Annotated in this window: 21 protein-coding genes; 7 read left to right on the top strand and 14 right to left on the bottom strand. The window is 41.9% G+C overall.

Translation table 11 applies throughout. The annotated features are described in order from the left end of the window. Positions 1-45: 45 nt before the first annotated feature. Both hisS and asnA read right to left on the bottom strand, forming a co-directional pair. Positions 46-1,320 (bottom strand): histidine--tRNA ligase, encoded by a 1,275-nt coding sequence (gene hisS, locus QZ158_RS01930; protein WP_293873953.1) that lies wholly within the window; start codon positions 1,318-1,320, stop codon positions 46-48. A gap of 190 nt (positions 1,321-1,510) precedes the next feature. Next, the gene (asnA, locus tag QZ158_RS01925; RefSeq protein ID WP_048692049.1) at positions 1,511-2,503 is read right to left on the bottom strand and encodes an aspartate--ammonia ligase; all 993 of its coding nucleotides are present in this window, start codon (positions 2,501-2,503) and stop codon (positions 1,511-1,513) included. A gap of 403 nt (positions 2,504-2,906) precedes the next feature. Here asnA and QZ158_RS01920 point away from each other — a divergent pair, with 403 nt between their 5' ends. From QZ158_RS01920 to QZ158_RS01910, 3 genes are all read left to right on the top strand, one after another. Next, positions 2,907-4,664, top strand: a complete 1,758-nt coding sequence (locus QZ158_RS01920; protein WP_293873949.1) for an Ig-like domain-containing protein — start codon at positions 2,907-2,909, stop codon at positions 4,662-4,664. 210 nt (positions 4,665-4,874) lie between these two features. Then, positions 4,875-5,156 carry an autorepressor SdpR family transcription factor gene (locus QZ158_RS01915; RefSeq protein ID WP_293873947.1) on the top strand — a complete coding sequence of 94 codons (282 nt, stop codon included), beginning with the start codon at positions 4,875-4,877 and terminating at the stop codon, positions 5,154-5,156. Beyond that, complete coding sequence (locus QZ158_RS01910) at positions 5,143-5,778, top strand: SdpI family protein (RefSeq protein ID WP_293873945.1); 636 nt, start codon at positions 5,143-5,145, stop codon at positions 5,776-5,778. The genes QZ158_RS01915 and QZ158_RS01910 overlap by 14 nt, the downstream gene beginning before the upstream one ends. Positions 5,779-6,013: 235 nt before the next feature. Here the strand turns inward: QZ158_RS01910 and QZ158_RS01905 are convergent, their stop codons facing one another. From QZ158_RS01905 to QZ158_RS01895, 3 genes are all read right to left on the bottom strand, one after another. Further along, on the bottom strand, positions 6,014-6,820 hold the full coding sequence (locus QZ158_RS01905) for a hypothetical protein (protein WP_293873943.1): 807 nt from the start codon (positions 6,818-6,820) through the stop codon (positions 6,014-6,016). Then, complete coding sequence (locus QZ158_RS01900) at positions 6,817-7,506, bottom strand: hypothetical protein (protein WP_023920118.1); 690 nt, start codon at positions 7,504-7,506, stop codon at positions 6,817-6,819. Before QZ158_RS01900 ends, QZ158_RS01905 begins: the two co-directional genes overlap by 4 nt. Positions 7,507-7,614: 108 nt before the next feature. After that, the gene (locus tag QZ158_RS01895) at positions 7,615-8,235 is read right to left on the bottom strand and encodes an exonuclease domain-containing protein (RefSeq protein WP_293873936.1); all 621 of its coding nucleotides are present in this window, start codon (positions 8,233-8,235) and stop codon (positions 7,615-7,617) included. A 193-nt stretch (positions 8,236-8,428) separates the two neighbouring features. Between QZ158_RS01895 and QZ158_RS01890 the strand changes: the two genes are divergently transcribed. Next, the gene (locus QZ158_RS01890) at positions 8,429-9,382 is read left to right on the top strand and encodes a WYL domain-containing protein (RefSeq protein WP_293873933.1); all 954 of its coding nucleotides are present in this window, start codon (positions 8,429-8,431) and stop codon (positions 9,380-9,382) included. 346 nt (positions 9,383-9,728) lie between these two features. On the opposite strand, the gene rpmG is transcribed toward QZ158_RS01890, so the two are convergent. The 4 genes from rpmG to QZ158_RS01870 all read right to left on the bottom strand — a co-directional run bounded on the left by rpmG (position 9,729) and on the right by QZ158_RS01870 (position 11,452). Continuing rightward, positions 9,729-9,878 (bottom strand): 50S ribosomal protein L33, encoded by a 150-nt coding sequence (gene rpmG / locus QZ158_RS01885; RefSeq protein ID WP_001265622.1) that lies wholly within the window; start codon positions 9,876-9,878, stop codon positions 9,729-9,731. Between the two features lie 15 nt (positions 9,879-9,893). Continuing rightward, positions 9,894-10,076, bottom strand: a complete 183-nt coding sequence (gene rpmF / locus QZ158_RS01880; RefSeq protein ID WP_000290417.1) for a 50S ribosomal protein L32 — start codon at positions 10,074-10,076, stop codon at positions 9,894-9,896. Positions 10,077-10,226: 150 nt separating this feature from the next. Beyond that, on the bottom strand, positions 10,227-10,427 hold the full coding sequence (locus QZ158_RS01875) for a PTS ascorbate transporter subunit IIC (RefSeq protein ID WP_003011522.1): 201 nt from the start codon (positions 10,425-10,427) through the stop codon (positions 10,227-10,229). A gap of 2 nt (positions 10,428-10,429) precedes the next feature. Then, positions 10,430-11,452, bottom strand: a complete 1,023-nt coding sequence (locus QZ158_RS01870; RefSeq protein ID WP_214255335.1) for an SPFH domain-containing protein — start codon at positions 11,450-11,452, stop codon at positions 10,430-10,432. A gap of 187 nt (positions 11,453-11,639) precedes the next feature. Here QZ158_RS01870 and ilvD point away from each other — a divergent pair, with 187 nt between their 5' ends. After that, on the top strand, positions 11,640-13,343 hold the full coding sequence (gene ilvD, locus QZ158_RS01865) for a dihydroxy-acid dehydratase (RefSeq protein ID WP_293873918.1): 1,704 nt from the start codon (positions 11,640-11,642) through the stop codon (positions 13,341-13,343). Positions 13,344-13,580: 237 nt separating this feature from the next. Beyond that, on the top strand, positions 13,581-16,103 hold the full coding sequence (locus QZ158_RS01860; protein ID WP_293873915.1) for a SpaA isopeptide-forming pilin-related protein: 2,523 nt from the start codon (positions 13,581-13,583) through the stop codon (positions 16,101-16,103). Between the two features lie 99 nt (positions 16,104-16,202). On the opposite strand, the gene QZ158_RS01855 is transcribed toward QZ158_RS01860, so the two are convergent. After that, the gene (locus tag QZ158_RS01855; protein ID WP_006595245.1) at positions 16,203-16,544 is read right to left on the bottom strand and encodes a metal-sulfur cluster assembly factor; all 342 of its coding nucleotides are present in this window, start codon (positions 16,542-16,544) and stop codon (positions 16,203-16,205) included. 608 nt (positions 16,545-17,152) lie between these two features. On the opposite strand from QZ158_RS01855, the gene QZ158_RS01850 reads away from it, so the two are divergent. After that, positions 17,153-18,325 (top strand): MFS transporter, encoded by a 1,173-nt coding sequence (locus QZ158_RS01850; protein ID WP_293873912.1) that lies wholly within the window; start codon positions 17,153-17,155, stop codon positions 18,323-18,325. An 84-nt stretch (positions 18,326-18,409) separates the two neighbouring features. On the opposite strand, the gene QZ158_RS01845 is transcribed toward QZ158_RS01850, so the two are convergent. From QZ158_RS01845 to QZ158_RS01830, 4 genes are all read right to left on the bottom strand, one after another. Further along, the gene (locus QZ158_RS01845) at positions 18,410-19,582 is read right to left on the bottom strand and encodes a LysM peptidoglycan-binding domain-containing protein (RefSeq protein WP_293873909.1); all 1,173 of its coding nucleotides are present in this window, start codon (positions 19,580-19,582) and stop codon (positions 18,410-18,412) included. Between the two features lie 446 nt (positions 19,583-20,028). Beyond that, the gene (locus QZ158_RS01840; protein ID WP_023024951.1) at positions 20,029-20,652 is read right to left on the bottom strand and encodes a V-type ATP synthase subunit D; all 624 of its coding nucleotides are present in this window, start codon (positions 20,650-20,652) and stop codon (positions 20,029-20,031) included. Positions 20,653-20,673: 21 nt separating this feature from the next. Then, positions 20,674-22,071: a V-type ATP synthase subunit B gene (locus QZ158_RS01835; protein ID WP_048690706.1), complete on the bottom strand. Its 1,398-nt coding sequence runs from the start codon at positions 22,069-22,071 to the stop codon at positions 20,674-20,676. After that, a complete protein-coding gene (locus QZ158_RS01830) occupies positions 22,058-23,848 on the bottom strand; it encodes a V-type ATP synthase subunit A (protein ID WP_293873900.1) in 1,791 nt (596 codons plus the stop codon). Before QZ158_RS01830 ends, QZ158_RS01835 begins: the two co-directional genes overlap by 14 nt. Positions 23,849-23,851 lie beyond the last annotated feature (3 nt).

Genomic DNA, 23,851 nt, shown 5'->3' with positions numbered 1-23,851 from the left:
TCTTCAATCTGAGACCGATACCTTCTCGGCATCCGTCTTTTCTTTTTATAGTTGATTCAAAATAGTCTGAAAATCATTTTTTACTTCTTCGATGGACGTGGTCACTTCCTGGCGAGTCTGGTTGTTTTTGACGGTGATTTGCCCACTTTCAACCTCGCTACCACCTAAGGCAATGATAGTTTTGGCCCCAAAGACGTCAGCTGACTTGAACTGAGCCTTCAACTTACGGCCTAGGTAATCACGTTCTGCGATGAAACCTTGACGACGAAGGGCCTGAACCAATTCCAAAGCGGCTACTTCTGCTTCTAAACCTAACACAGCAATGTAGACATCCAATGATGTCTCAACAGGAAGCTCAACTCCTTGTTTATCGAGGATCAACAAAAGACGCTCAAGTCCCATCCCAAAACCGAAACCTGGCGTTGCTGGTCCACCAAAATATTCTACCAAGCCATCGTAACGACCTCCCGCACAAACGGTCAACTCATTCCCATCTACTTCTGTTACGAATTCGAAAATGGTGTGGTTGTAGTAGTCTAGACCACGTACCATATTGGTATCGATGACATAGTCAATTCCTAGGCCGTCTAGCATAGCCCGTACGGCATCAAAGTGTGCCTGGCTTTCTTCGTCCAAGTAGTCCAGGATAGATGGAGCATTCTCAACCGCTTGCTTGTCTTCTTTTTCTTTCGAATCCAAGACGCGGAGCGGATTTTCCTCTAGACGACGTTGGCTATCGTTTGAAAGTTGGTCCTTCATTGGAAGGAGATAGTTGATCAAAGCTTGACGATAAGCTGCCCGACTAGCTGTGCTACCAAGGGTATTCAAGTGGAGGACGACATTTTCAATGCCAATCTCTTTGAAGAATTGGTCAGCCATGGCAATCGTCTCAACGTCTGTTGCAGGATTGCTAGATCCAAAGCATTCTACGCCAATCTGGTGGAACTGACGCAAACGGCCAGCCTGAGGGCGCTCATAGCGGAACATGGGCCCGATATAATAAACCTTGCTTGGCTTTTGAACTTCTGGTGCAAAGAGTTTATTTTCAACATAGGAGCGGACCACTGGTGCTGTCCCTTCCGGACGCAAAGTGATATGACGATCACCCTTATCATAGAAGTCGTACATCTCCTTGGTCACGATATCCGTTGTATCCCCTACCGAACGACTAATGACCTCGTAATGTTCAAAAATAGGTGTGCGGATTTCTGCGTAATTGTATTTTTTAAAGGTTTCGCGAGCAAATCCTTCTACATATTGCCACTTAGCGGATTCCTGTGGCAGGATATCTTGGGTTCCTTTTGGTTTTTGTAATTTCATAGACACCACTCCTTTGCTTGCTTTGTACTATTTATTCTATCATAATTTCTAGTTCGTGACAGCGCTCAAGCGATAAAATCAGACTGCAAGCCCATCAGGAATAGAAAAAGGTAGCTTCCCCAGCCCATAAAAATCGAGCCCGCATCAGGTGCAAGGCTCGATTTCTTTCGTTGCTTTACTTTCAACTATCTTATAAGATATTTTCATATTGTTCGCGAACTTCCTGTGGCCAGACGCTGGTTTGGACTTCTCCGATATGTTTCTTGCGAAGCAAGAACATAGCCATCCGCGATTGACCGATCCCACCTCCGATAGTTAGCGGAAACAGTCCATTCAAGAGCGCGCGGTGCCATTCCAATTCTAAACGATCTTGATCTCCTGTAATAGCAACCTGGCGTTTGAGGGTATCTTCATCGACCCGGATCCCCATAGAAGACAGTTCGAATGCCGCCCCTAGGTTATCATTCCAAACAAGGATATCCCCATTTAAACCCTTGTAGCCATTTTCGGTCTCCGTTGTCCAGTCGTCATAGTCTGGCGCTCGTCCATCGTGCGGTTTGCCATCTGATAAGACGCCACCAATCCCAATCAAAAAGACTGCTCCATATTCTTTGGTGATGGCATTTTCCCGTTCTTTTGGTGTCAAATCAGGATAGCGCTCAACCAACTCTTCTGTGTGGATAAAGGTGATTTGCTTCGGCAAGATAGACTCAATATCATAGCGAGCTTCGACAGCTAACTCCGTCAAACGAATGGCCTTGTAGATTTTTTCAACTGTTTCCTTCAAGTAGGCTAGGTTACGGCTCCCATTTGGAATGACCTTTTCCCAGTCCCATTGGTCGACATAAACTGAGTGGGTCGCATCCAAAGAATCTTCATCTGGACGAAGAGCCTTCATATGGACGAAGAGACCTTCCCCTTCCCCAAAGCCAAATCGCGCCAAGGTATGACGCTTCCATTTTGCAAGGGAATGAACCACTTCATAAGTTTCATTAGGAATTTGCAAGACCTTTACAGAGACAGGGTTTTCCACTCCGGATAGGTTGTCCTGCATCCCATCTCCTACCTTGCTCAAGATTGGACCTTGAACCTCAACGACTTCTAGTTTATCTTTCAAATACTGGGTAAATGTTGTTTTTACAAATGAAATTTCTTCTTGTTGGTGAATAAAACTCTTCTTCATAGAGACTCCCTTTAGATAGTATGAATTTGATTATACGCTTTTTTAGAGAAAAAGCAATACTTACTGCTTCAAAAAGAGGGTTTTGAAAGCTGTTTCAAGACCTACTCCTTTCAGCTATTTAACCTATCTATTTTATACTCATTTTTATTTTAACAATCAAAGTTATACTGTTGAAATAAGGTGCTTTTTGTGCTACAATCTATCTAAGAAAACGATCTTGTGATTGTTTGAACAAAGGGAGGATTTTATTCTTAACAACAGCATAACTAACAACCGAGTAACCTGTCGCAATACCGTGTCGTTTAATAGCGACTCCATCTTTTGGAAACCTACTGATAGTCTTAGTTGAACTAAGAGTAGGATTGTTTATTAAATACCCATTTTATGAAAAAGGAAGAAAATTATGGATAAAAAGAAATTTTTGATTTTCCCGTTTATTCTTTGTTTACTAGTCACCCTATTCACTTTAGGTTTGAATAGATCATCTGCTGAAACATCGACTGTTTCGGTAACAGGGAAATTTGCGGACACAATAACCAGTGTTAACGTCACCAATAACGAAGGTGGAGATCTCACTTGGGAGTTGGAACAGTGGGCTACTTTCCGAATTAATGCCACCTACGATTTAGCTGGAAAAAATGTCAAGGCAGGGGACACCACTGTCGTGACTGTGCCAGAGGCCCTCATCATTTCTTCAGACAGCTTCGAGATTCGAGATGTTAATACCAACGAGATCATCGCTCATGCAACCGTAGATGCTGCAAAAAAATCGATTTCCCTCACCTATACAGACTATGTTGAAAAACACTCTGACACAAACGGTTCCTTCTTCTTCTATGCACGGATTGATTTCCAGAAGCACCCTGAAAAAGGAGAAATCCCGATTGAAATCACCATTAACAACGAGCTAAAAATCGGCGGCAAAGTGAACTTCAAGGGAATTGGAGACGGAAATCCCAAAGTCTTGACAAAGACAAGCTGGGTGAATTCAGACAATCACAAGAAGGTATCCTATACCATTTCTGTCAACCGGACCAAAGAAAATATCAATAGCGTGACCATCGAAGACCATATGAAATTCACCAACGCTTCTTATGTACCTGGTAGCATCAAGGTGTTGAAAGGTACCTTTGCCTTTGTAGCAGGTGAATGGCAATTTAGCAACCGAACGGATGTCACTGACCAACACAAGGTGACTATTAGTGAAGACGGTCAATCCTTTGTAGTTGACTTAGGAGACATCACTGAAAACGACCAGTATCGCATTTCTTACGACGTTGAGCTCAACTACGAACCTGTAGATGGTGAACTCCTCAAAAATGATGCCATCTTAAGAGGAAAAAACATTGATGACAAAGCCGTAACAAATGCTGCCGCTGTACAAATCGCTGGTGGCTCTGGTATCGGTTATGTATTTACCATCAATATCCACAAAGTAGATGATGCCAACCAACCTCTTCAAGGTGCGAAATTCAAGGTCGTACGTCAGTCGAACAACCAAGTCATCGGTGAATATGTAACCGACGAAAATGGAAACATTACTGTCAATGCCTTGTTAAAAGATAAGTATATCTTAACTGAAACTGAAGCACCTGCAGGGTACACCATCAAATCTGCAGATACCGAAGTCAATGCTGAAGATTTCAAAGCCGATCACTCAGTAACCAAGACGATCGTCAATCCGAAAGAAGAAACAACAACTACGACGACCACGACTACAACGACGACTACTACAACAACTACGACGACTGAAGAGCCGACTACTACTTCAACGACTACGACAACCGAAGAGCCGACTACTACTTCAACGACTACGACAACCGAAGAGCCGACTACTACTTCAACGACTACGACAACTGAAGAGCCGACTACTACTTCAACCACGACAACTACAGGTGAAACCACGACTACAACTACTACTACAGGCGAAACCACGACTACAACTACTACTACAAGTGAAGAACCGACTACTAAAGTGACGACTACTCCAAACCCAACTCCATCATCTTCAACAACTGAAGGTACCGGCGATGGCAACGGTAAAGGTCGGAAGAAAGTTCTCCCAAGTACAGGTGAAGTTGCCGCTACTGGATTCATTGTCCTAGGAGCAGTTGTTCTATCAGGTGCTATCTTATTGAAACGTAAACTCTCAAATCAATAAACCTGACTAAATCGCAACCTCTAGCTAATGGCTAGAGGTTTTTTGTATTCGAAAACAACATTCCTACTAGTAATAGTATCTTTCTAGCAGGTCGTAAGGAGATCCAATTCAGACCTATTTCGATTTTTTTCTAAATAGAGTTGACAAATCTATCTGGAAGTACTAGAATCTATTTAGAAAGAAATCTAAATAGATTGGAGAAGATAGAGAATGAATTTTGCGCAAACATTTAAAGCTTTATCGAATCCGATAAGAAGAAGTATCTTAGAGCTGCTAAAGGCAGGGAAATTATCCGCTGGCGATATCGCTGACCACTTTGATGTAGCAGGAGCGACCATTTCCCATCATTTAAGCATACTCAAGCAGGCAGATTTAATTCGAGAGGAAAAAGAGAAGAATTTTATCTACTATGAACTCAATACTTCAGTCTTAGAGGATTTAATGGTCTGGCTCGTTGATTTGAAAGGAGACTCTACTGATGAAAACGAATAAAACCCTATTGACTGTAACTTCTACCGTAACACTCTTCCCCATACTTTGGGGACTGATGATTTGGTCGCAATTGCCTAACCAAATCTCGATTCACTTTAACGCTGCTGGTCAGGCCAATAACTTCCAATCGAAAGCACTAGCTGTGTTTGGTCTTCCTGTTTTCCTTCTCTTGGTGCATCTGTTTGTGATCTTTATGATCGGACGTGATCCTAAGAACCGTACTATGAATGAGAAAATGGTCAAAGTAATCTACTGGTTGATTCCAATAGTCTCCTTAATCGTCTCCTATCTCATCTATAGCAAAGCGCTAGGTTCTACTACCAATCCATCTGTTTTTGTTTCGGCTTTGCTAGGACTCATCTTTGTGATCATGGGCAACTACATGCCTAAGTTGAAAGTGAATCACACGGTTGGAATCCGCCTACCTTGGACCTTACAGAGTGAAGATAACTGGCACAAAACCCATCGCTTGGCAGGGAAGTTGTGGGTGCTTGGTGGCTTGATCCTCCTACTGGAAGCTGGCCTTCAATTCGCGCTTTCTTATGTGCTGGTGCTGGTCATCCTCGCCATTGTGTTTATCCCTGTGATGTACTCTTACCAATTAAGTCGGAAAAATCGTTAGTATGAAAAACAACCAGAGAAGAACTAGTTGGGAACTGTTTCTTTTCCGGTTGTTTTTGCTTGTTCTCATAAGAATACGCTCTTATACCGATAGCAATTTAGGTCAACAGTTTGGTGGATGTTTCCTCTTGCTGGAGTGTTAAATTGGATAATTCTTTGTCATCTAATATACGTAATGACTATACTAGTGTTGGTATATTAGGAATGTCTAGAATATGTATTAATTTGCCTTCCAATTACGAAAATAGACTTTTTGCCCAATTAGTTGTGATTTTATTCTCCATTAATACTTTTTCCTGCCATATTCCAGAATATTGTATTCCTTCGTTTTTAGCAGAATTTCTATGATTACCACATAGATTTTCAGGCATTAATGCAGGGATTTCTTTCCAAACACTTCTGCTTTTTCCTCTCATGGTTAATACTCTCTTCTCATCAAAATCAAATGTTCCATAACCTTTATAATTAGATGAAAATGCTAATTTATCACTGGGCATATACAACATATTTGATTTAGCATTGATCAGATGATTGTTAGAGTGAGGATGAAAAGAATAACTTTTTTTCAATATATCTTGATTATTTGTTAGATCACCAATTTGCAAATAACCATAAATAATATTTAAATCAGGTGAACCTTTTTTAAAATGTAGTGTTCCATCCTGAATATCTCCTTCGGTTTGTCTAAACCAACCAAAAAATAGGAAGAGATCCCCAACCGCAACATTTTGGTTTCGTAGTAAACCTTGCGAACTATTAATCTGTCCAAATGCAGGTTTCCAGTCAGAGACAGGCACATTTCTCAGACCTTCTCTTATATCAGGGTCAAGATGGCAGTTATAATGATTAGTCTTATCTTCATTTCCTCTCAATTGTCTTAAAATATTTGAGAAACTAACCCCGTTATAGTTTAAATCATCAAAAGATAAGTTATCAAACTTCCCAGGAATTGGTATTGATAATAAGGTTCCGTCAGGTAAGATTGGGCTTGGAATTCCTCCATTAGACGAATCAAACCCCTTTCTAGATAAAATGATTTTCATAGTTTGTTTCCTTTTATGTAGAATGGATGGTATGGTAAATCAATAATTTTGTTTTGTGATCCTAGTAAATTCTCAGCAAAATTTGCTAACTCTAGAGTATCCATAAATCGATCATTTGAATTATAAAACCCATTTTTTGCATTCCATCGCGGAAATGGTTTGCCATTTAGTCTAGCTCGGCTTCCCATAGGAAAAAAGGAAAGGATTTCCTTCGGTATTTCAAGAGGAGATTTTCCAAAATAGCTAAAACGGTCTGCGAGAATAACCACCTCATTCATAAAATGAGTATTATGCAATCCATCATGCTCAATCATCCATTGATAAGTATACGAATCCCGCCGATTTTCTGACTTTGGAGATCTTAAATATTCTCCCATAGTCATAATTTCACTAATTTTAGCCACAAAAATTAAATGATTGTATTTGGGGGTAATAAAGGTGCCTTGGTCATCTTTCCACTGTTGACCATCTTTCGAATGGCCAGCTATCGCCATTATGTATGCATCCACTTCATTATTATTAATTTTATCGGCCCAGTTCTTCTTAATGTTTCTTCTTAGCTGCTGCATACAACCACCTTCACTTAGAAGCTGAGGTGTTTTATCATAATTTTCAGTAAAAACACAAGGATTTATACCATAATCATGGGTCATCCTATAACAATAAACAATAGTTTGTTTTTTCATAATAATCTATTTTCTCCTAAATAAAATCTATTATTTACCTAGTGCAAGTATTGTCAATGTAGGGAATTTTTCAAAGACAACAGATTAAAAACTCTAGAATTACATTTTTTATATAGATAGATTTTTTACGGGTAAATCATTTAGTTGTTCAATTTCTTTAAAATTATATTTGGCTAGGGTTTCGTTTAACATGATAGGAAACAGTTTGCAAAGCGCGTTTACACCTGCCAAACAACCTTGGCCACTATAGTCTTCACTGTTCAAAAAATCTCGGATCAGTGGTACAAGCCCATGTCTTTTTCTATCTGGATAAATACGGCGAGCGAGTTCCAGAGAATCGATATAAGTATTTTCTAATGGCAGGTAATGACAATTTTTTAGTTTTTCTTGAAGAAACTTCATTTCAAAAGTTATATTGTGAGCAATAAGTACACTATCTTGAACAAAATCTAAAAAGTTTTGTAGTACTTCTGGTAATGATTTTGAATTCATTATATCTTCATCTGTAATATTGGTAATTTCTTTTATAAAATCACTGAGAGGTTGAGAAGGAGTAATATACTCATTGAAACTATCAATTTTCTCTCCCTTTTCAATTTTTACGGCGCTAATTTGAATAAGTTCATCTTTAGTAGCATTTAATCCGGTTGTTTCTATATCGAATACAATATATGATAAAGATTCAAAAGATTGATGTTGTCCTTGATAAACAATTTGCATTTCTTTCATGATCCAAACTCCTTAAGTAAAGGTAAAATATTAATTAAATTTTTTCTAAAAGCATTAGTGAGAAACTCACTATGTGTTAATTATATCAGATCAGATAGACAATATTTGTCCTTTTTAATTGTCAAGATTGTAAAAAACAAATTTTGTAAGGTTTGTTAGTATGTTATAATTTTTAATATGTGGGGTAATCAATATGAATGATCAAGAAAGAATTCTTAATATATTTTTACGTTTGTTTTTTGGAGAGAAATTACAAAAGAAATCTCTAGCAGATGAATTTGAAGTTAATGAACGAACAATACAAAGAGATTTATCATTTTTGAGATATTTTGTGTCTGTTCATTCAAGTATTTTAGGTAATCTTGTTTACAATAGAGATATAAAAAAATATTCAATAGATCGACCATCAACTGTAGAAAAGCAAGAAGTACTATTTATATCTAAAATATTATTGGAAAACAGAGCATTAAATAAAAATGAATTTAATAGAGTGATAAATAGTTTATTAAACACACTTTCAATAGACGATAAAAAATTAATCGAATCAGTTATAGCTAGCGAAAAATTAAATTACGAGCCAATCTCTGACAAGCAAGATCGTATAGTTAAAACATGGGAGCTCTCAGAAAAGATTATTTATGAACAAGTAATTGAATTAGAATATAAAAGTCCCTATACAGATTTTGTAAAAAAGCACATCGTTTTCCCAGTCTCAATGTATTATGATTTTCACTATTTCTATTTAGTTGCATATCACCTTAAGCATGAGACATATACAACGTTTAAAATTGATCGTATCAAAAGATGGAAATTAAGCGATAGTAAGAAACCAAACATACCCCATCGCAATAAGTTTCGTGATGGAGATGTGAGAAACATGAAAGTTGATGCATTTTCAGGATCTCTCATAAAAATCAGGCTCAAGTTTAACAATGATCCCTCTATTGTTCTGGATCAATTTCCCAATACAAAAATTTTAAGTCAAGAAGAGAATCAGACAGTTATGGAGATTGAAACGCAATATACTCCAGGTCTGAAAAGGTGGCTACTAAGTCAGGGAGATAGTTTGGTGATCACTAAACCTCAAAAATTAGTAGATGATTTAAAACAAACAATCAACAATATGTTAGATCAGTATAGAAAGTGAACTAATCATTAATATATATTAGATTTTTAAAAGAGTCATCCGGTTCTCTTTTTAGGAAAGTTTATTTTATGTATGATTTATAAAAAAACAACCAGAGAAGAACTAGTTGGGAACTGTTTCTTTTCCGGTTGTTTTTGTATATTCATCGTTTCAAATTCCCAACTTTCGGGGACAGGCTTTTTTCGGAAAGTCATAGTTTTTTATATTCTTTCTATAATCTAGTATATTCATTGAAATTTATCTAAAAAAGTAGTGACAAAGATAGTGATTGAACTGAAATATACTGCATTTGACAAAAAGAAAAAAGCCTTTGAAACGTTGATTTCAAAGGCTTTTGCTTACTTAATTACTTAACTTCTGTAAACACGACGTGTTTGCGAAGTTTTGGTGAGTATTTCTTCAATTGAAGACGGTCTGGAGTGTTACGTTTGTTTTTAGAAGTAAGGTACAAGCGTTCACCAGATTCTTTGTGTTCAAGTGTAATATTTACGCGCATGGTATCTCCCTTCTATTATTCAGCTGATGCAGCTTTAGCGATCTTACGTCCTTTGTAGTATCCTTTAAGTGATACACGGTGAGAACGTGAGTAATCTCCAGTAGTTTCGTCAAAGTTTACAGATGGAGCTGTTACTTTGTAGTGTGTACGACGTTTGTTTTTCTTCGCTTTTGATGTGCGACGTGCAGGTACTGCCATTTCGTTTTTCTCCTTTTAAGATATAAATTCAATTAGGTTTGATTTTCATCAACTTTAACAGTATAACAAAACTTTTTTGTAAAGTAAAGTTACTTGACAAAAAATTGTTAAAAAAATCTCCCGCCCCATCAAATGGAACAGGAGTTCTCCTTAAAGGTCTATTTCAAATGGCTCATCAATCGTTTCCGAAACGTATTTGCCATCCTTTTTTCGTTGTTTGACACATTCTGTCAGCAGGTACTCGATCTGCCCATTGACCGATCGAAAGTCATCTTCTGCCCATGATGCGATAGCAGCATATAACTTGGCTGACAATCTAAGTGGAATCTGTTTTTTCTTTTGGTCAGCCATTCTTAATAGAGACTTCCCGTATTGACAATTGGTTGTGCATCATGATTGCCACAGAGAACGACAAGAAGGTTCGAAACCATGGCAGCCTTCCGTTCTTCGTCTAGCTCTACAATCTCTCCTTCGCTCAGGCGTTCAAGGGCCATTTCAACCATCCCAACTGCTCCGTCTACAATCATCTTCCGCGCATCGATAATGGCAGAAGCTTGTTGGCGTTGAAGCATGACAGCTGCGATTTCTGGAGCATAGGCCAAGTAGGTAATACGAGCTTCTAGAATTTCGAGCCCAGCATCTTTTACACGTGCTTGAATCTCTTCTCGAATACGACTGGCCACAATTTCACTGGAGCCTCTTAGGCTACCCTCATCTGCCTGGCCGTCTCCTGTCGTATCGACATTAGGAGCTACATCATAAGGATAGATGCGGACAATATTACGAAGAGCACTATCACACTGCAATGAGAGATATTCTTTGTAGTTATCCACATTGAAGACTGCTTTAGCCGTATCCACTACACGCCAAGTGACTGCAATACCGATTTCTACAGGATTTCCCAAACAGTCATTAATCTTCTGACGAGAGTTGTTCAAGGTCATCACTTTTAAGGAAATATTCTTTTTACCTGTCTCGATAGAAATATTGTTACCTTCTGCTGTTTTACTGACAGACATGGATGACTTGGTGGTGACATCACCACTTTGGCCCAAGCGGGTGTTATTGGCAGGATTGACAGCGACACAGAAAGGATTGACAAAGTAAATACCCGCTTCTCGAATGGTTCCAATATAGTTCCCAAACAAGGTCAAAACCAAGGCCTCTTGCGGTTTAATAATTTTGATCCCCGCATAGCACACCAGACTAGCAATAAAGAGAAAAATACAAGTAATAACTGCAATCGCAAGTGGAAAACCTTCTGGTAGACTAGCAATCGCACTAATAAAGGCTAAAACTAAGACAAGATCCCCAACTAGCAATCCTATAAGGGCAGCTAAGCCGTTTTTCTTTTGGGTTAAAATTTTTTCTTCCATGAGACGAGCCCTTCTTTCTTTGTGATATCTAAATGATATCACTTTGCTTATAAAAGTCAAGATATAACTGTAAATTATTTTAGCAAGAAACCGAGCAAGCTGAATTGTCTGAAAATTCAAGAATTTTCTTCTGTCGTTGGGCCGTAAATTGTGCTATAATAATAAAAAATACGTGAGAGGGAATCAGATGACAGAATTAGATACTCGCCATCGCAGTAGCGTCTACGACAGCATGGTCAAGTCCCCTAACCGGGCTATGCTTCGGGCAACTGGGATGACAGATGAAAACTTTGAAAAACCAATCGTAGGGGTAATCTCTACCTGGGCTGAAAACACGCCTTGTAACATGCACCTTCATGATTTTGGAAAATTGGCCAAAGAAGGTGTAGAAGATGCGGGAGCTTGGCCGGTTCAATTCGGAACCATTACGGTTGCCGATGGGATTGCTATGGGAACGCCTGGGATGCGCTTCTCCTTGACTTCTCGTGATATCATTGCGGACTCTATCGAAGCGGCTATGGGCGGTCACAACGTGGATGCATTTGTAGCCATCGGGGGTTGTGATAAGAACATGCCTGGTTCGATGATTGCCATTGCCAATATGGATATCCCTGCGATTTTTGCCTATGGTGGTACCATTGCACCGGGTAATCTGAACGGCAAGGATATCGACTTGGTTTCAGTTTTCGAAGGGATAGGGAAATGGAACCACGGTGATATGACTGCTGAAGAAGTGAAGCAACTGGAATGTAATGCCTGCCCTGGCCCTGGTGGCTGTGGGGGTATGTATACGGCTAACACCATGGCGACAGCGATTGAGGTCCTTGGTATGAGCTTGCCAGGTTCATCTTCTCACCCTGCTGAATCAGCTGATAAAAAAGCCGATATCGAAGAAGCGGGTCGTGCAGTTGTCAAAATGCTTGAAATGGGACTGAAACCATCTGATATCTTGACCCGTGAAGCCTTTGAAGATGCGATTACAGTGACTATGGCGCTGGGTGGCTCCACCAATGCGACCCTTCACTTGCTCGCAATCGCTCATGCGGCCAATGTGGATTTGACCCTTGAAGACTTCAACGATTTCCAAGAGCGCGTGCCTCACTTGGCAGACTTGAAACCTTCTGGTCAATACGTCTTCCAAGACCTTTACAATGTCGGTGGCGTGCCAGCTGTCATGAAATACCTTCTTAAGAATGGTTTCCTTCATGGGGATCGCATCACATGTACTGGTAAAACAGTAGCTGAGAACTTGGAAGCCTTTGCTGATTTGACACCAGGTCAAAAAGTCATCATGCCACTTGAAAATCCAAAACGTGCGGATGGTCCATTGATCATCTTGAAAGGGAACTTGGCTCCAGAAGGGGCGGTTGCCAAAGTATCAGGTGTGAAAGTTCGTAACATCACTGGTCCTGCTAAGGTCTTTGACTCGGAAGAAGCTGCCATTGAAGCGGTTCTTTCGGATGAAATCGTGGATGGCGACGTTGTTGTTGTTCGTTTCGTAGGACCTAAGGGTGGTCCTGGTATGCCGGAAATGCTGTCCTTGTCATCTATGATCGTTGGGAAAGGCCAAGGGGACAAGGTGGCCCTCTTGACAGACGGACGCTTCTCTGGTGGTACTTATGGTCTCGTTGTCGGACATATTGCGCCTGAAGCTCAGGTCGGCGGTCCAATCGCCTATCTCCACACAGGGGATCTGGTAACAGTTGACCAAGATACCAAAGAAATCACCATGCACGTCTCAGATGAAGAGTTGGCCAAACGGAAAGCTGAAACAACCTTGCCACCGCTATATAGCCGTGGGGTGCTGGGTAAATACGCCCACATTGTTTCTTCAGCCTCTCGTGGTGCCGTGACAGACTTCTGGAATATGGAACAGTCTGGTAAATCTTAATGTACTATAGTTGAAAAAGCCTTGTCCAGCAATTGCTGGCAAGGTTTTCATTTTATTTTTTCACCTACTATATCCATTATGATAACATTGCGAATTTTTTTATGAATAGGATTCCTTTTTTTAAAAAAATGTTATATAATTTCAGAAATGAAACTAAATTTTGATAAAACACGATTAGGGCGTGTTTTTCTGTATCTTGATGACGCGTCATTAAGGTGTAGATAATGGGAGGTTAAAATGAAAAAATTTAGTCGTATTCTACTCGCGTTAACGGGAGTCTTTTTACTCTTCTCCCTCATTGCGCTAGGAGTTCGCTCCACAAGGGTGAAGGCAGCAGAAGTGAATAATGTCCTTACCAATGTGACCCTTCAAAATTCTCAAGGAGGAGAATTAACAGAGGGCGTTGGAGGTTGGACCAATATGCGACTGAATGCAGATTTTGCATTCAATCGAGGTCAGGTACAACCTGGAGACACAATCACCGTCTCTTTGCCAAATGAACTCGTATTTGTAGGTTCTCAGTTCAATATCTTAGACCCAAATGGAGAGGTCGTAGCGGTTGCTACTGCAGATGCAAGCAACAAGAATGTAACCGTAACATTCACTGATTATGTATCCAAAGGTACAGGTTTCACAGGTAATTTCCACATGACGGTGAGAGTCGATCGAAATGTGGTGCGCGATGCGCAATCAATTCCAGTAACCGTTACAGTCAACCAAACTCCGCATTATGCCGGAACTGTAGACTATACAGGAATTGCTGGAACGGAACCTCAGACCTTTGCGAAATCTGGTTGGCAAGATGAAAATGATGGTAGTAAACTACATTATATTTTGTACATTAACCAGAATTACGCAAATCTTGGGGAATTTACGGTAAGTGATACCCTTCAATTTGATAATGCAAGGATTGATCCATCTAGCTTCCAAGTCTTGTCAGGTTATTGGTATACAGACACATCAGATAATTCTCTTCGACTTGGTTGGGCAGAAGATGTGACCGCAAGTTATGCTCCTCAATTTTCTGCAGATGGGAAATCATTCTCCTTGCGCTTTCCCCCGTTTGATCCAAACAAAGGCTACTATGTAAAATACGATGTGAAGCTGACTGGAAAACATACAAGCGGAATCACTCTGAATAACGATGCACGGATGGACTTGGATTCCGGATATGCTTATACCTCAAGATACCCTGTTGTTTATCAAGATAATGGGGGCGGAGGCTCAAAGGAATTTTATACAGTTCAATTGACCAAAAAGTCTGAGGATCAGAAAGCATTAGCTAACGCTGAATTCGGCCTGTATCATAATGGCACGCTTGTCCAAACAGCAACTTCAGATGCCAATGGTTTAGTAACCTTTGATCAACTAGACGAAGAAACATACACCATCAAAGAAACCAAAGCTCCAGCTGGTTATGCCTTGTCAGATGAAGAAATAACGATTCATCAGGCAGATACTCAAGATCATGTGATTCGTAAAGAAGTGATCAATAAAAAACTCGAGCCAGCTAAAGCGACTATCGAGCTTGAGAAACAACTCCTGGGTGGAGAACTCAAGGACGGTCAATTCAGTTTTGAATTAAAAGATAAGAAGGGGAAAGTCCTTAAGACCGTTAAAAATAAAAACGGTAAGGTTACCTTTAAAAACCTAGGCTTTACCAAAGAAGGAACCTATCATTTTACCGTCTCAGAAGTCAAGGGAACTGACGAAAAAGTCCAGTATGATGCAGAAGAAGTGAAGGTAACAGTGACGGTCACAAAAGATGCATCTGGCCAATTACAAGCCCAAGTGGCCATCGATGGAGAGAAGCAAAATTTTGTTAACAAAGTTGTTACCACCGAAATTCCGCCGACACCACCAACAGTGGACAACTCGGAATTGAAGCTCTATTCGATTCAATTGCATAAGGTCGATGACAAGGGAGCTGCTCTAGCCGGCGCAGTCTTTGGTCTCTTTGAGGCAGACGGCGTGACTCCAGTTGCTAACCCATATGGTGAAGGTCAAGCAAGGGCCACCTCAGATGAGGCTGGTTTGGTTCGCTTTATCGGCTTTGAAGCCAAAGATTATGTAATCAAGGAACTGACAGCACCTGCAGGCTATCAAATCGCGAAGGATGCTATTACGGTAGCAGCCAGCGATTTTGATGCCGCGACAGATCTTGTAGTGGATAAGGGAAATGTGGTCAATAAACCATTCACTGAAATTCCGCCAACACCACCAACAGTGGATAAACCAAAAACAAAACTCTATTCGATTCAATTGCACAAGGTTGATAGTCGTGGGAAAGCTTTGGCTGGTGCAGTCTTCGGTCTCTTTGAGGCAGATGGCGTGACCCCAGTTGCCAATCCATACGGGGAAGGTCAAGCAACGGCTACCTCAGACACCACTGGTTTGGTTCGCTTCGTAGGTCTTGCAACTAAGGACTATGTGATCAAGGAACTCACAGCACCAATCGGTTATCAACTTTCAACAGATACGATTAAGGTTGCAGCAAGTGACTTTAATAGAGCGGCAGATCTTGTAGTGGACAAGGGACTTTTCACAAATGAAAAGACTCCAAATACGCCTCCAAAAGGAAATACACCGCCACCTTCAATGGAAAAACCGAAAACATCTGTTCCAGGTGAAAAACCAAAAGAAGAACCGAAAAAAGGACTTCCTTCTACCGGAGAAGTCATCAGTACTGGCCTTCTTGTGGCAGGTTTAGCCTTTGCGGGTGCAGGAAGTGCGCTTGTATTGAAAAAACAAGATGAATAGAAAACAAAACAGGTCTTTCCAGTAATACTGGGACCTGTTTTTTGGGGGGAATCAAGGATAAAAAAATCTTCTTCTCTGTATTCAGGAAGAAGAACTTTTTTATCGTGGGGGAAGCCCAAGGGCGATGCGCCCATACCGGCTGATCCGTGTAATTTTCCAAGCGGGTGACCAGGTTACTTCTACTTTGACGTCTTCAATACCGTCAATTTCTTTTAGGCGGGCGACGATTTCGATAGGCAAACTTTCCGCACAGTCGCAAGCGGTATCGGTAAAGGTCATGACTACTTTGCAAGTCCCTTCCTCATCCAGATCCAACTCATAAATCAAACCGAGGTTGTAGACGTCCAACTCAACATCGGTATCAAACACAAGCTCTAACTTCTCAATCAATTGTTTCTCCAGTGCCAGGGCACGGTCGTTAATCTTGATATCCTCTCTCATCTCGCTATCCTTTCCCTCCTTTAATGAAGACTATTTTCTCACAATTCTGATAATAATGCAAGTTCACCTAGAATGAGATTGAATGACAGCTACAAATCAAACCATCCGTCTTAAGACTGATTTATAATTACAGGAAGGTATCTTAAGTTTTCTTTAAGTTTTCCGATTTATACTAATATCATCAAATGAAGACCTCCTAACTTTGTTTGATAGAAAATCCTAAACTTTTTCATAATAATCTCCCATAAAGGCCACCAAATCCGGTGGCTTTTTCTATGTACCTTAGCGAACGTTAGTGAGCTTAGGTACATTGATGCAGTTCGAACGACAGTGAGAACTACGTTCCTTATTTTTTTACGAGCATCGGCGAGTTTAGGGACGTTGACGCAGTTTGAGCGAAGATAATTAGACTCCTATAAAAAGTATGTGTGAAGAAAGTTTTAAAACCTTCAAAAATTTTTTCAGCTCTATCTTTCTATTATTTCCTATATTTATAGGCAAAATAGCTATTTTACGGGCTTTATTCCCCGATAATTCTTTTTGCCTCCTCCAAGTTCTTGTGCTATAATGATACGGATGCTGTTCATTTTCGAACAAGGAGGTACATTATGAAACAAAACCATTCACGTTTTCTCATTCCAGGGATCCTTTTACTAGGAGTGGTCTTGCGGGCCCCATTTACGACCCTCTCCACTGTCTTATCAGATATTGCTGCTAGCTTTGGTGTCGAGGTGAGTTCTCTCGGCCTCTTGACGAGTCTGCCCCTCTTAACCTTCGCTATTTTCTCTCCTTTTGCTACTAGCTGGGCGAGACGATTTGGGATTGAGCGACTCTTTCTTGGAGTTTTGATTCTGATGACGATTGGATCTGCTCTACGCACCATCAATCTGCCTCTCCTCTATGTGGGAACTCTTTTGATTGGTGCTGCTATTGCCTTTATCAATGTCCTTCTACCAAGCTTGATCCAAGCCAATGAGCCAAAACGTCTTGGCTTCTTAACAACCCTCTATATCACTGCAATGGGCTTGTCTACTACGGTAGCTTCTTCTGTCGCTGTTCCTATCACTCAAGCCACCTCTTGGCAAGGTCTGGTTTGGGTTCTGACAGTTGTCTGTGCGCTTGCACTTGTGATCTGGCTCCCCAATGCTCGTCATAATCATTATTTGAAAAAAAGCTCCTCTTCTAATGAAAATAAGACTAGCTGGTATAAGAATGGTAAGGTCTGGGCTATCATGCTCTTCTGTGGTCTACAATCTCTCTTGTTCTATACCACGATGACCTGGCTTCCTACCATGGCGACCCAAGCCGGCATCAGTCAAGCCAATGCAGGAATTTTAGCATCTGTATTCACCCTGATGAGTCTTCCCTTCTCTATGACCATTCCAAGTCTCACCACCAGCCTTTCTGAACGAAACCGTCGCATCATGCTGATAACGACTGTTTTGGCTGGTTTTACTGGAATAGCCATGCTGTTACTAAATACAGACAACTTCATTTACTGGTTGATCCTGAATATCTTGATCGGAAGTTTTACGAGTATCTTATTCCCTTACCTCATGGTTACCTTCTCCATGAAGTCTAGCTCTCCTGAGAAAACTGCTCAGCTCTCTGGACTAGCTCAAACGGGAGGATACGTCTTTGCTGCACTTGGACCTATCTTATTTGGTTCAAGCCAACAAATCTTCCACTCTTGGACACCCGGGATTCTTATTCTTCTTGTTGTTGCTTTGTTTATGAGTATGGCTCTCTATCAAGTTGAAAAATCTGATATCATCCTTTAATCCGCTAGATCCCATTGAGCAATGGGATCTATTTTTTATACGAAAAAAGAATCAGGACATTCCTGATTCTTTGGTATAACTTGATTATTCGTAGAATGATACGTGTACGTGGTCGTAATGATTTTCTGTTACGCTACCACGGTCTGGCATTTCATTCCAAGTGTTTGCTGGTCCATAAATATTATTTACTGGAGCATAGAAACGTTGTTTCCAGATGATGTAAGAAATTCCATTTTCTTGCATGTGATCGATTGCATATTGAGCTACTCGATCACCAATCTCTGAACTTTCTGGAACCATAACGTCGACCGCAAGACCTTTACCGTGATCTTCTGGGTCACCAGGACGGTAACCACCGATATCAGTCAAGCCAAGTTCATTAATCACTTGTTCTTTGAATTTAATTGTTTGAGGTCGAAGACCTTCATTTGAAGTTGGAGTTGCTGTTGAAGGAGTTGAAGCTGTAGTATCAACAACTGGTGCTGGGGCACCATATTGTGGTGTTGAAGCAACCGCAGTAACTTCTGGTTCTGCTGGAACTTCTACGACTGGAGCTGGTTCAGCTACTGGAGTCGCTGGGGCTTCCTCAACAACTGGTGCTTCTACAGGAGCCGCTTCTTCAGCTGGCGCTACAGCAGGTTGCGTAGGTGCTTCTTCAACAACTGGTGCTGGGGCTTCCTCTGCTACTGGAGCAGCTGGGGCAGGTGTTTCAGCTGGTGCTTCTGGAGTTGGCAAGCTTTCTGATACTTGCTCTGCCACTGCTGCTACAACTGCAGGTGCTTGAGGGAGTTCTACAGCTTGGTTGCTTTCATCTGCTACTGGTTTTGTCAAATCACCCACTGCAACAGTTTGGTTGTCTACTTTGATTTGGTTGTTTGTCAAATCAGCAGAAGTTGTCACAGTTGCATCAGCATTTCCTGCTGTAGGAGTTTGGATTTCTACACCTGTTACTTGGTTTTGATCATTGACAGTTGTTGTCAAGACAGTTCCTGGGAAAATCAAATCAATGTTGCTGATTTGGTTCAAGTTTGCCAAAACAGTTACATCAACATTCAAAGCTTCCGCAATCGTGCTTAGGGTATCCCCATATTTGATGGTGTAGGTTTGTTTGTTTTCTGAAGTTGAAATATCTGCACGAATTTCATCTACAGAACGGGCAACCCAATCCCCATTTGATTCTGCTTTACCAGTTGTAAATGGCAAGACCGCCATAGTAACAGTCGACGCAATTAAAGCCTTTTTATTTACTTTCTTCATACGTTATTTCCTCGTTTTCTTATTATCGGAGATTTATCTCCAGACAGATACATTTAATATTCTACCACATTATTTGTCTTTAAAATGGCTCTTCTTTTCTTTTAATCTAACTGACCCTAATTTGTAACATTAGCCCTTTCTTGTTACATTCTCTTAACAATTAATGACAGTTAGTACTATTTGGATACTCAAACAAATTCATTGTATCAGAAGCCTTTGAAAGCCATGAACGAGGGAATTTTGAAAGATTTTTCAGTTGAATAAAAGCTAAAAAACACCCCAAGTTCGTGTCTTGTAGACATCACTTGGGGTGCTGTTTTTAACGGCTTGTATCTTATTAATTGAACACGCCTACAACTCTTTGGAAAAAGATAAATCCAACTAGAAGCTGATTCTTCGTCGTTGGATTTTCTATTTTCCTTTGAGTTGCTTAACGGCTTTGTATCTTATTTGACCTTCATCATTCGGACCAGGTTGGCGCGTTCGGCTTCTTCGAGTTTCATTTCGATATAATAGATGGTTTCTTTGAGATCTGGGATGGTCGCATATTCCAATCCATTGACCCGACGACGCGTTTTTTCAATCTCATCAGCCATTAGCTGACAAGTTTTTTCAATCTCTGCTAAGCGCAACAGGTCTGGAAGGAGCTCTTCCATTTCTTGAATGGTGTTGTCCATCTGGCTATTAGAAGCCACATAGCTGTAGACCACGTCTCCCTCATCGTCTCCATATGGATTGTCAATATGGGCATGCATCTTGGGCACACGCACACTCATGATGTTCTCCGTCTCGATATGCAGGCTGACTTCCCGCGTCGGAACTGCAAAGATTTCCTGGACCATGAGGTCATTTTCCAGACATTTAGCCAGGACAAACTCTTGCATATTGCCAATGAGAGCTGCCTCAACCTTCTGACGGAGGCGGTCATTTTCACGGACCGATTCGATGAAGCGTCGCATGAGCTCGTCTCGTTTGTCCTTGAGAAGTTTATGTCCTCTGGTTGCCGTTTTCAGACGCTCTTTGAGGGTGTTTAACTCCATCCGAGTGGGTTTGACATTTAATCGTGCCATCTGACTTCCTCCTTTCTACTCCTAGGCTTGTGCTTCCTGAGAAGTTTTTGGGAGGTATTCGTCAATCATGTCATCCTTGATCCGCTTGAGCTCTGTCCGTGGCAGGATAGCCAGCAATTCCCAACCTAGATCCAGACTTTCTTGAATGGTCCGATTGGTGGTAAAGCCTTGGTTGATGTACTCCTTCTCAAAGCGATCCGTAAATTTGACATAAAGTTTGTCGGTATCGGACAAGGCGGATTCTCCGAGCACCACGGCTAATTCTTTGGCTTGTTTCCCTTGGGCATAGGCCGCAAAGAGCTGGTTCATGGTCGCCGCATGGTCTTTCCGAGTCTTGCCTTCACCAGAACCCTTGTCCTTCAAACGGGAAAGGGATGGAAGAACATTGATCGGTGGGCGGTAACCACTATTGTAGAGATCGCGGGACAGAATAATCTGACCTTCGGTGATGTAGCCTGTCAAGTCAGGGATTGGGTGGGTGATGTCATCTTCTGGCATGGAGAGGATCGGAATTTGGGTCACAGATCCTTTCTTTCCAACCAAGCGTCCTGCACGTTCATAGAGGGTTGAAAGGTTAGTATAAAGGTAACCTGGATAGCCCCGACGTCCTGGAACCTCCCGGCGGGCAGCAGAGACTTCCCGAAGGGCTTCACAGTAGTTGGTCATATCGGTCATGATAACCAAGACGTGCATGTCTTTTTCATAGGCCAAATATTCGGCAGCGGTCAAGGCGATCCGAGGAGTGGCAATCCGCTCGATAGCTGGATCATTAGCTAGGTTGATAAAGAGAACAGAGCGGTCAATCGCACCTGTCTCCCGAAGGTCGTTCATAAAGAACTCGGCTTCTTCAAAGGTAATCCCCATAGCCGCAAAGACCACGGCGAAGTTTTCTTCCGAATTAAGCACCGTCGCTTGACGAGCAATCTGAGCAGCCAACTCCTTGTGAGGAAGACCAGAACCTGAGAAGACTGGAAGCTTTTGCCCCCGAACTAGAGTATTCAAATGGTCAATGGCTGAGATCCCTGTCTGGATAAATTCATCCGGATAGTCCCGCGAAACAGGGTTAATGGCTTGCCCATCAATGTCCAAGTACTTCTCTGGGATAATCTCTGGACCACCATCGATGGGTTTGCCCATCCCGTTAAAGATGCGTCCCACCATGTCTTCAGACACTGGGAGTTCTAGGGGACGTCCCGTAAAGCGGACTTTGGCTTTTTCCAAGTTGATTCCGCTAGATCCTTCAAAGAGCTGGACCATGGCCTTATCTTCTTGGACTTCGAGGACTTGTCCCTGGCGGGTCGTTCCGTCATGAAGCTTGATTTCTACCAGCTCATTGTAGTGAACCCCTTCGACCTGATCGACAATCATCAAGGGGCCAACAACTTCGCTGACAGTACGGTATTCTTTAATCACGCTCATTGTCTACTCCTCCTTTTGAGACGATTTGGTGTAGGGTTTCTACGATTTCTTCTTTTAAAGCTTGTATGGTGGCCAACTGATCCTCATGGATGAACTTGCTCCGGGCAATGCGGTCCCGAAGATCTACAGTTCCTTCCATGATTTCTGTGAAGTAAGCTCCCAATTCCAACGCTTTTTGACTTTCTTGGTCAAAAGTCAAAATGTTGGTCAACAAGGCCACCTGCTTGCTGAAGGAAGTATAGGTATCGACCTCATCAAAGGCATTTTGTTGCAGGTAGTCTTCGCGGATCATCTTGGCCGCATTCATGGTCAAGCGGTCTTTCTCAGACAGGGAATCCAGACCAACCAAACGCACGATCTCCTGCAATTCACTCTCTTTTTGCAATAGGTTCATGGCGCGGGTCACTTTTTCTGCCCAGCTAATCTGCTCATGCTGATCGATATATTGGCCCACTTCATCTTGGTAAAGGGAATAAGAACTCAACCAGTTGATGGCTGGGAAGTGACGGCGTTGCGCCAACTGAGCATCTAGTCCCCAGAAGACCTTGACGATCCGCAGCGTATTTTGGGTCACCGGCTCCGAAATGTCTCCACCTGGAGGGGAAACGGCACCGATGGCGGTAATCGAACCTTCACGCGCAGTGGTTCCGAGTGTCTTAACCCGACCTGCACGCTCGTAATATTCAGCAATCCGGCTACCAAGATAGGCTGGGTAGCCTTCATCCCCTGGCATTTCTTCTAGACGACCAGACATTTCACGAAGAGCTTCCGCCCAGCGCGATGTCGAATCGGCCATGATGGCAACTGAATAGCCCATATCACGGAAGTATTCGGCAATGGTAATCCCTGTGTAAATGGAAGCTTCCCGCGCCGCTACTGGCATGTTCGAAGTGTTGGCGATTAGAACCGTCCGTTGCATAATGGATTGACCGGTCGTTGGATCGATCAACTCTGGAAACTCATTCAGAACGTCCGTCATTTCATTTCCACGTTCCCCACAACCAACGTAAATTACGATGTCTACATTGGCAAACTTGGCCACCTGGTGTTGCACAACTGTCTTTCCAGCTCCGAAAGGACCAGGAACAGCTGCAGCCCCACCCTTAGTCACAGGGAAGAAGGTATCGATGACCCGTTGGCCTGTAACCAAAGGCTCTACTGGAATCAGTTTTTGTGCAAAAGGACGGCCTCGACGAACTGGCCATTTTTGCATCAAAGTACCAGTAAAGAGGCTACCATCTGCCTGCTCGATCTCATAAACTGACTCTTCCACTGTGTAAGAACCTGCTGCGATCTTGGTCACACGTCCACTAACACCAAACGGTACCATGATACGGTGCTCCACCATATTGGTCTCCTGAACTGTACCGATGATGTCTCCGGCAACTACCTCTGTTCCTTCTGCCACACTTGGCTCGAAGGTCCATTTGGTGTCGCGGTCTAGATTGGGAACTTGCACCCCACGAATAAGGAAGTCACTGGCGGTGACTTCTTGGAAGCGTTCCAAGGGACGTTGGATCCCGTCAAACATCTGAGAAATCAAACCAGGTCCCAACTCGACAGAAAGGGGAGCTCCGGTTGTTACCACTGGTTCACCTGGTCCGACTCCTGACGTTTCTTCATATACTTGGATAGAGGCTTCATCCCGCCGCATCTCAATAATTTCGCCAATCAAACCAAGATCGCCGACCCGGCAAATGTCTTGGATATTGGCCTCCTGCATCCCTGATGCGACCACCAAGGGACCAGAAACTTTAATAATTTTTCCTTGAGTCATGTA

Source organism: Streptococcus sp. A12 (assembly GCF_905372335.1).
Classification (GTDB): Bacteria; Bacillota; Bacilli; order Lactobacillales; family Streptococcaceae; genus Streptococcus.
This window is presented reverse-complemented; position numbering and strand designations above follow the sequence as displayed.

Coding starts and splice junctions, on each gene's coding strand:
- hisS (WP_293873953.1), bottom strand. CDS start 1,320: ATGAAATTACAAAAACCAAAAGGAACCCAAGATATCCTGCCACAGGAA.
- asnA (WP_048692049.1), bottom strand. CDS start 2,503: ATGAAGAAGAGTTTTATTCACCAACAAGAAGAAATTTCATTTGTAAAA.
- QZ158_RS01920 (WP_293873949.1), top strand. CDS start 2,907: ATGGATAAAAAGAAATTTTTGATTTTCCCGTTTATTCTTTGTTTACTA.
- QZ158_RS01915 (WP_293873947.1), top strand. CDS start 4,875: ATGAATTTTGCGCAAACATTTAAAGCTTTATCGAATCCGATAAGAAGA.
- QZ158_RS01910 (WP_293873945.1), top strand. CDS start 5,143: ATGAAAACGAATAAAACCCTATTGACTGTAACTTCTACCGTAACACTC.
- QZ158_RS01905 (WP_293873943.1), bottom strand. CDS start 6,820: ATGAAAATCATTTTATCTAGAAAGGGGTTTGATTCGTCTAATGGAGGA.
- QZ158_RS01900 (WP_023920118.1), bottom strand. CDS start 7,506: ATGAAAAAACAAACTATTGTTTATTGTTATAGGATGACCCATGATTAT.
- QZ158_RS01895 (WP_293873936.1), bottom strand. CDS start 8,235: ATGAAAGAAATGCAAATTGTTTATCAAGGACAACATCAATCTTTTGAA.
- QZ158_RS01890 (WP_293873933.1), top strand. CDS start 8,429: ATGAATGATCAAGAAAGAATTCTTAATATATTTTTACGTTTGTTTTTT.
- rpmG (WP_001265622.1), bottom strand. CDS start 9,878: ATGCGCGTAAATATTACACTTGAACACAAAGAATCTGGTGAACGCTTG.
- rpmF (WP_000290417.1), bottom strand. CDS start 10,076: ATGGCAGTACCTGCACGTCGCACATCAAAAGCGAAGAAAAACAAACGT.
- QZ158_RS01875 (WP_003011522.1), bottom strand. CDS start 10,427: ATGGCTGACCAAAAGAAAAAACAGATTCCACTTAGATTGTCAGCCAAG.
- QZ158_RS01870 (WP_214255335.1), bottom strand. CDS start 11,452: ATGGAAGAAAAAATTTTAACCCAAAAGAAAAACGGCTTAGCTGCCCTT.
- ilvD (WP_293873918.1), top strand. CDS start 11,640: ATGACAGAATTAGATACTCGCCATCGCAGTAGCGTCTACGACAGCATG.
- QZ158_RS01860 (WP_293873915.1), top strand. CDS start 13,581: ATGAAAAAATTTAGTCGTATTCTACTCGCGTTAACGGGAGTCTTTTTA.
- QZ158_RS01855 (WP_006595245.1), bottom strand. CDS start 16,544: ATGAGAGAGGATATCAAGATTAACGACCGTGCCCTGGCACTGGAGAAA.
- QZ158_RS01850 (WP_293873912.1), top strand. CDS start 17,153: ATGAAACAAAACCATTCACGTTTTCTCATTCCAGGGATCCTTTTACTA.
- QZ158_RS01845 (WP_293873909.1), bottom strand. CDS start 19,582: ATGAAGAAAGTAAATAAAAAGGCTTTAATTGCGTCGACTGTTACTATG.
- QZ158_RS01840 (WP_023024951.1), bottom strand. CDS start 20,652: ATGGCACGATTAAATGTCAAACCCACTCGGATGGAGTTAAACACCCTC.
- QZ158_RS01835 (WP_048690706.1), bottom strand. CDS start 22,071: ATGAGCGTGATTAAAGAATACCGTACTGTCAGCGAAGTTGTTGGCCCC.
- QZ158_RS01830 (WP_293873900.1), bottom strand. CDS start 23,848: ATGACTCAAGGAAAAATTATTAAAGTTTCTGGTCCCTTGGTGGTCGCA.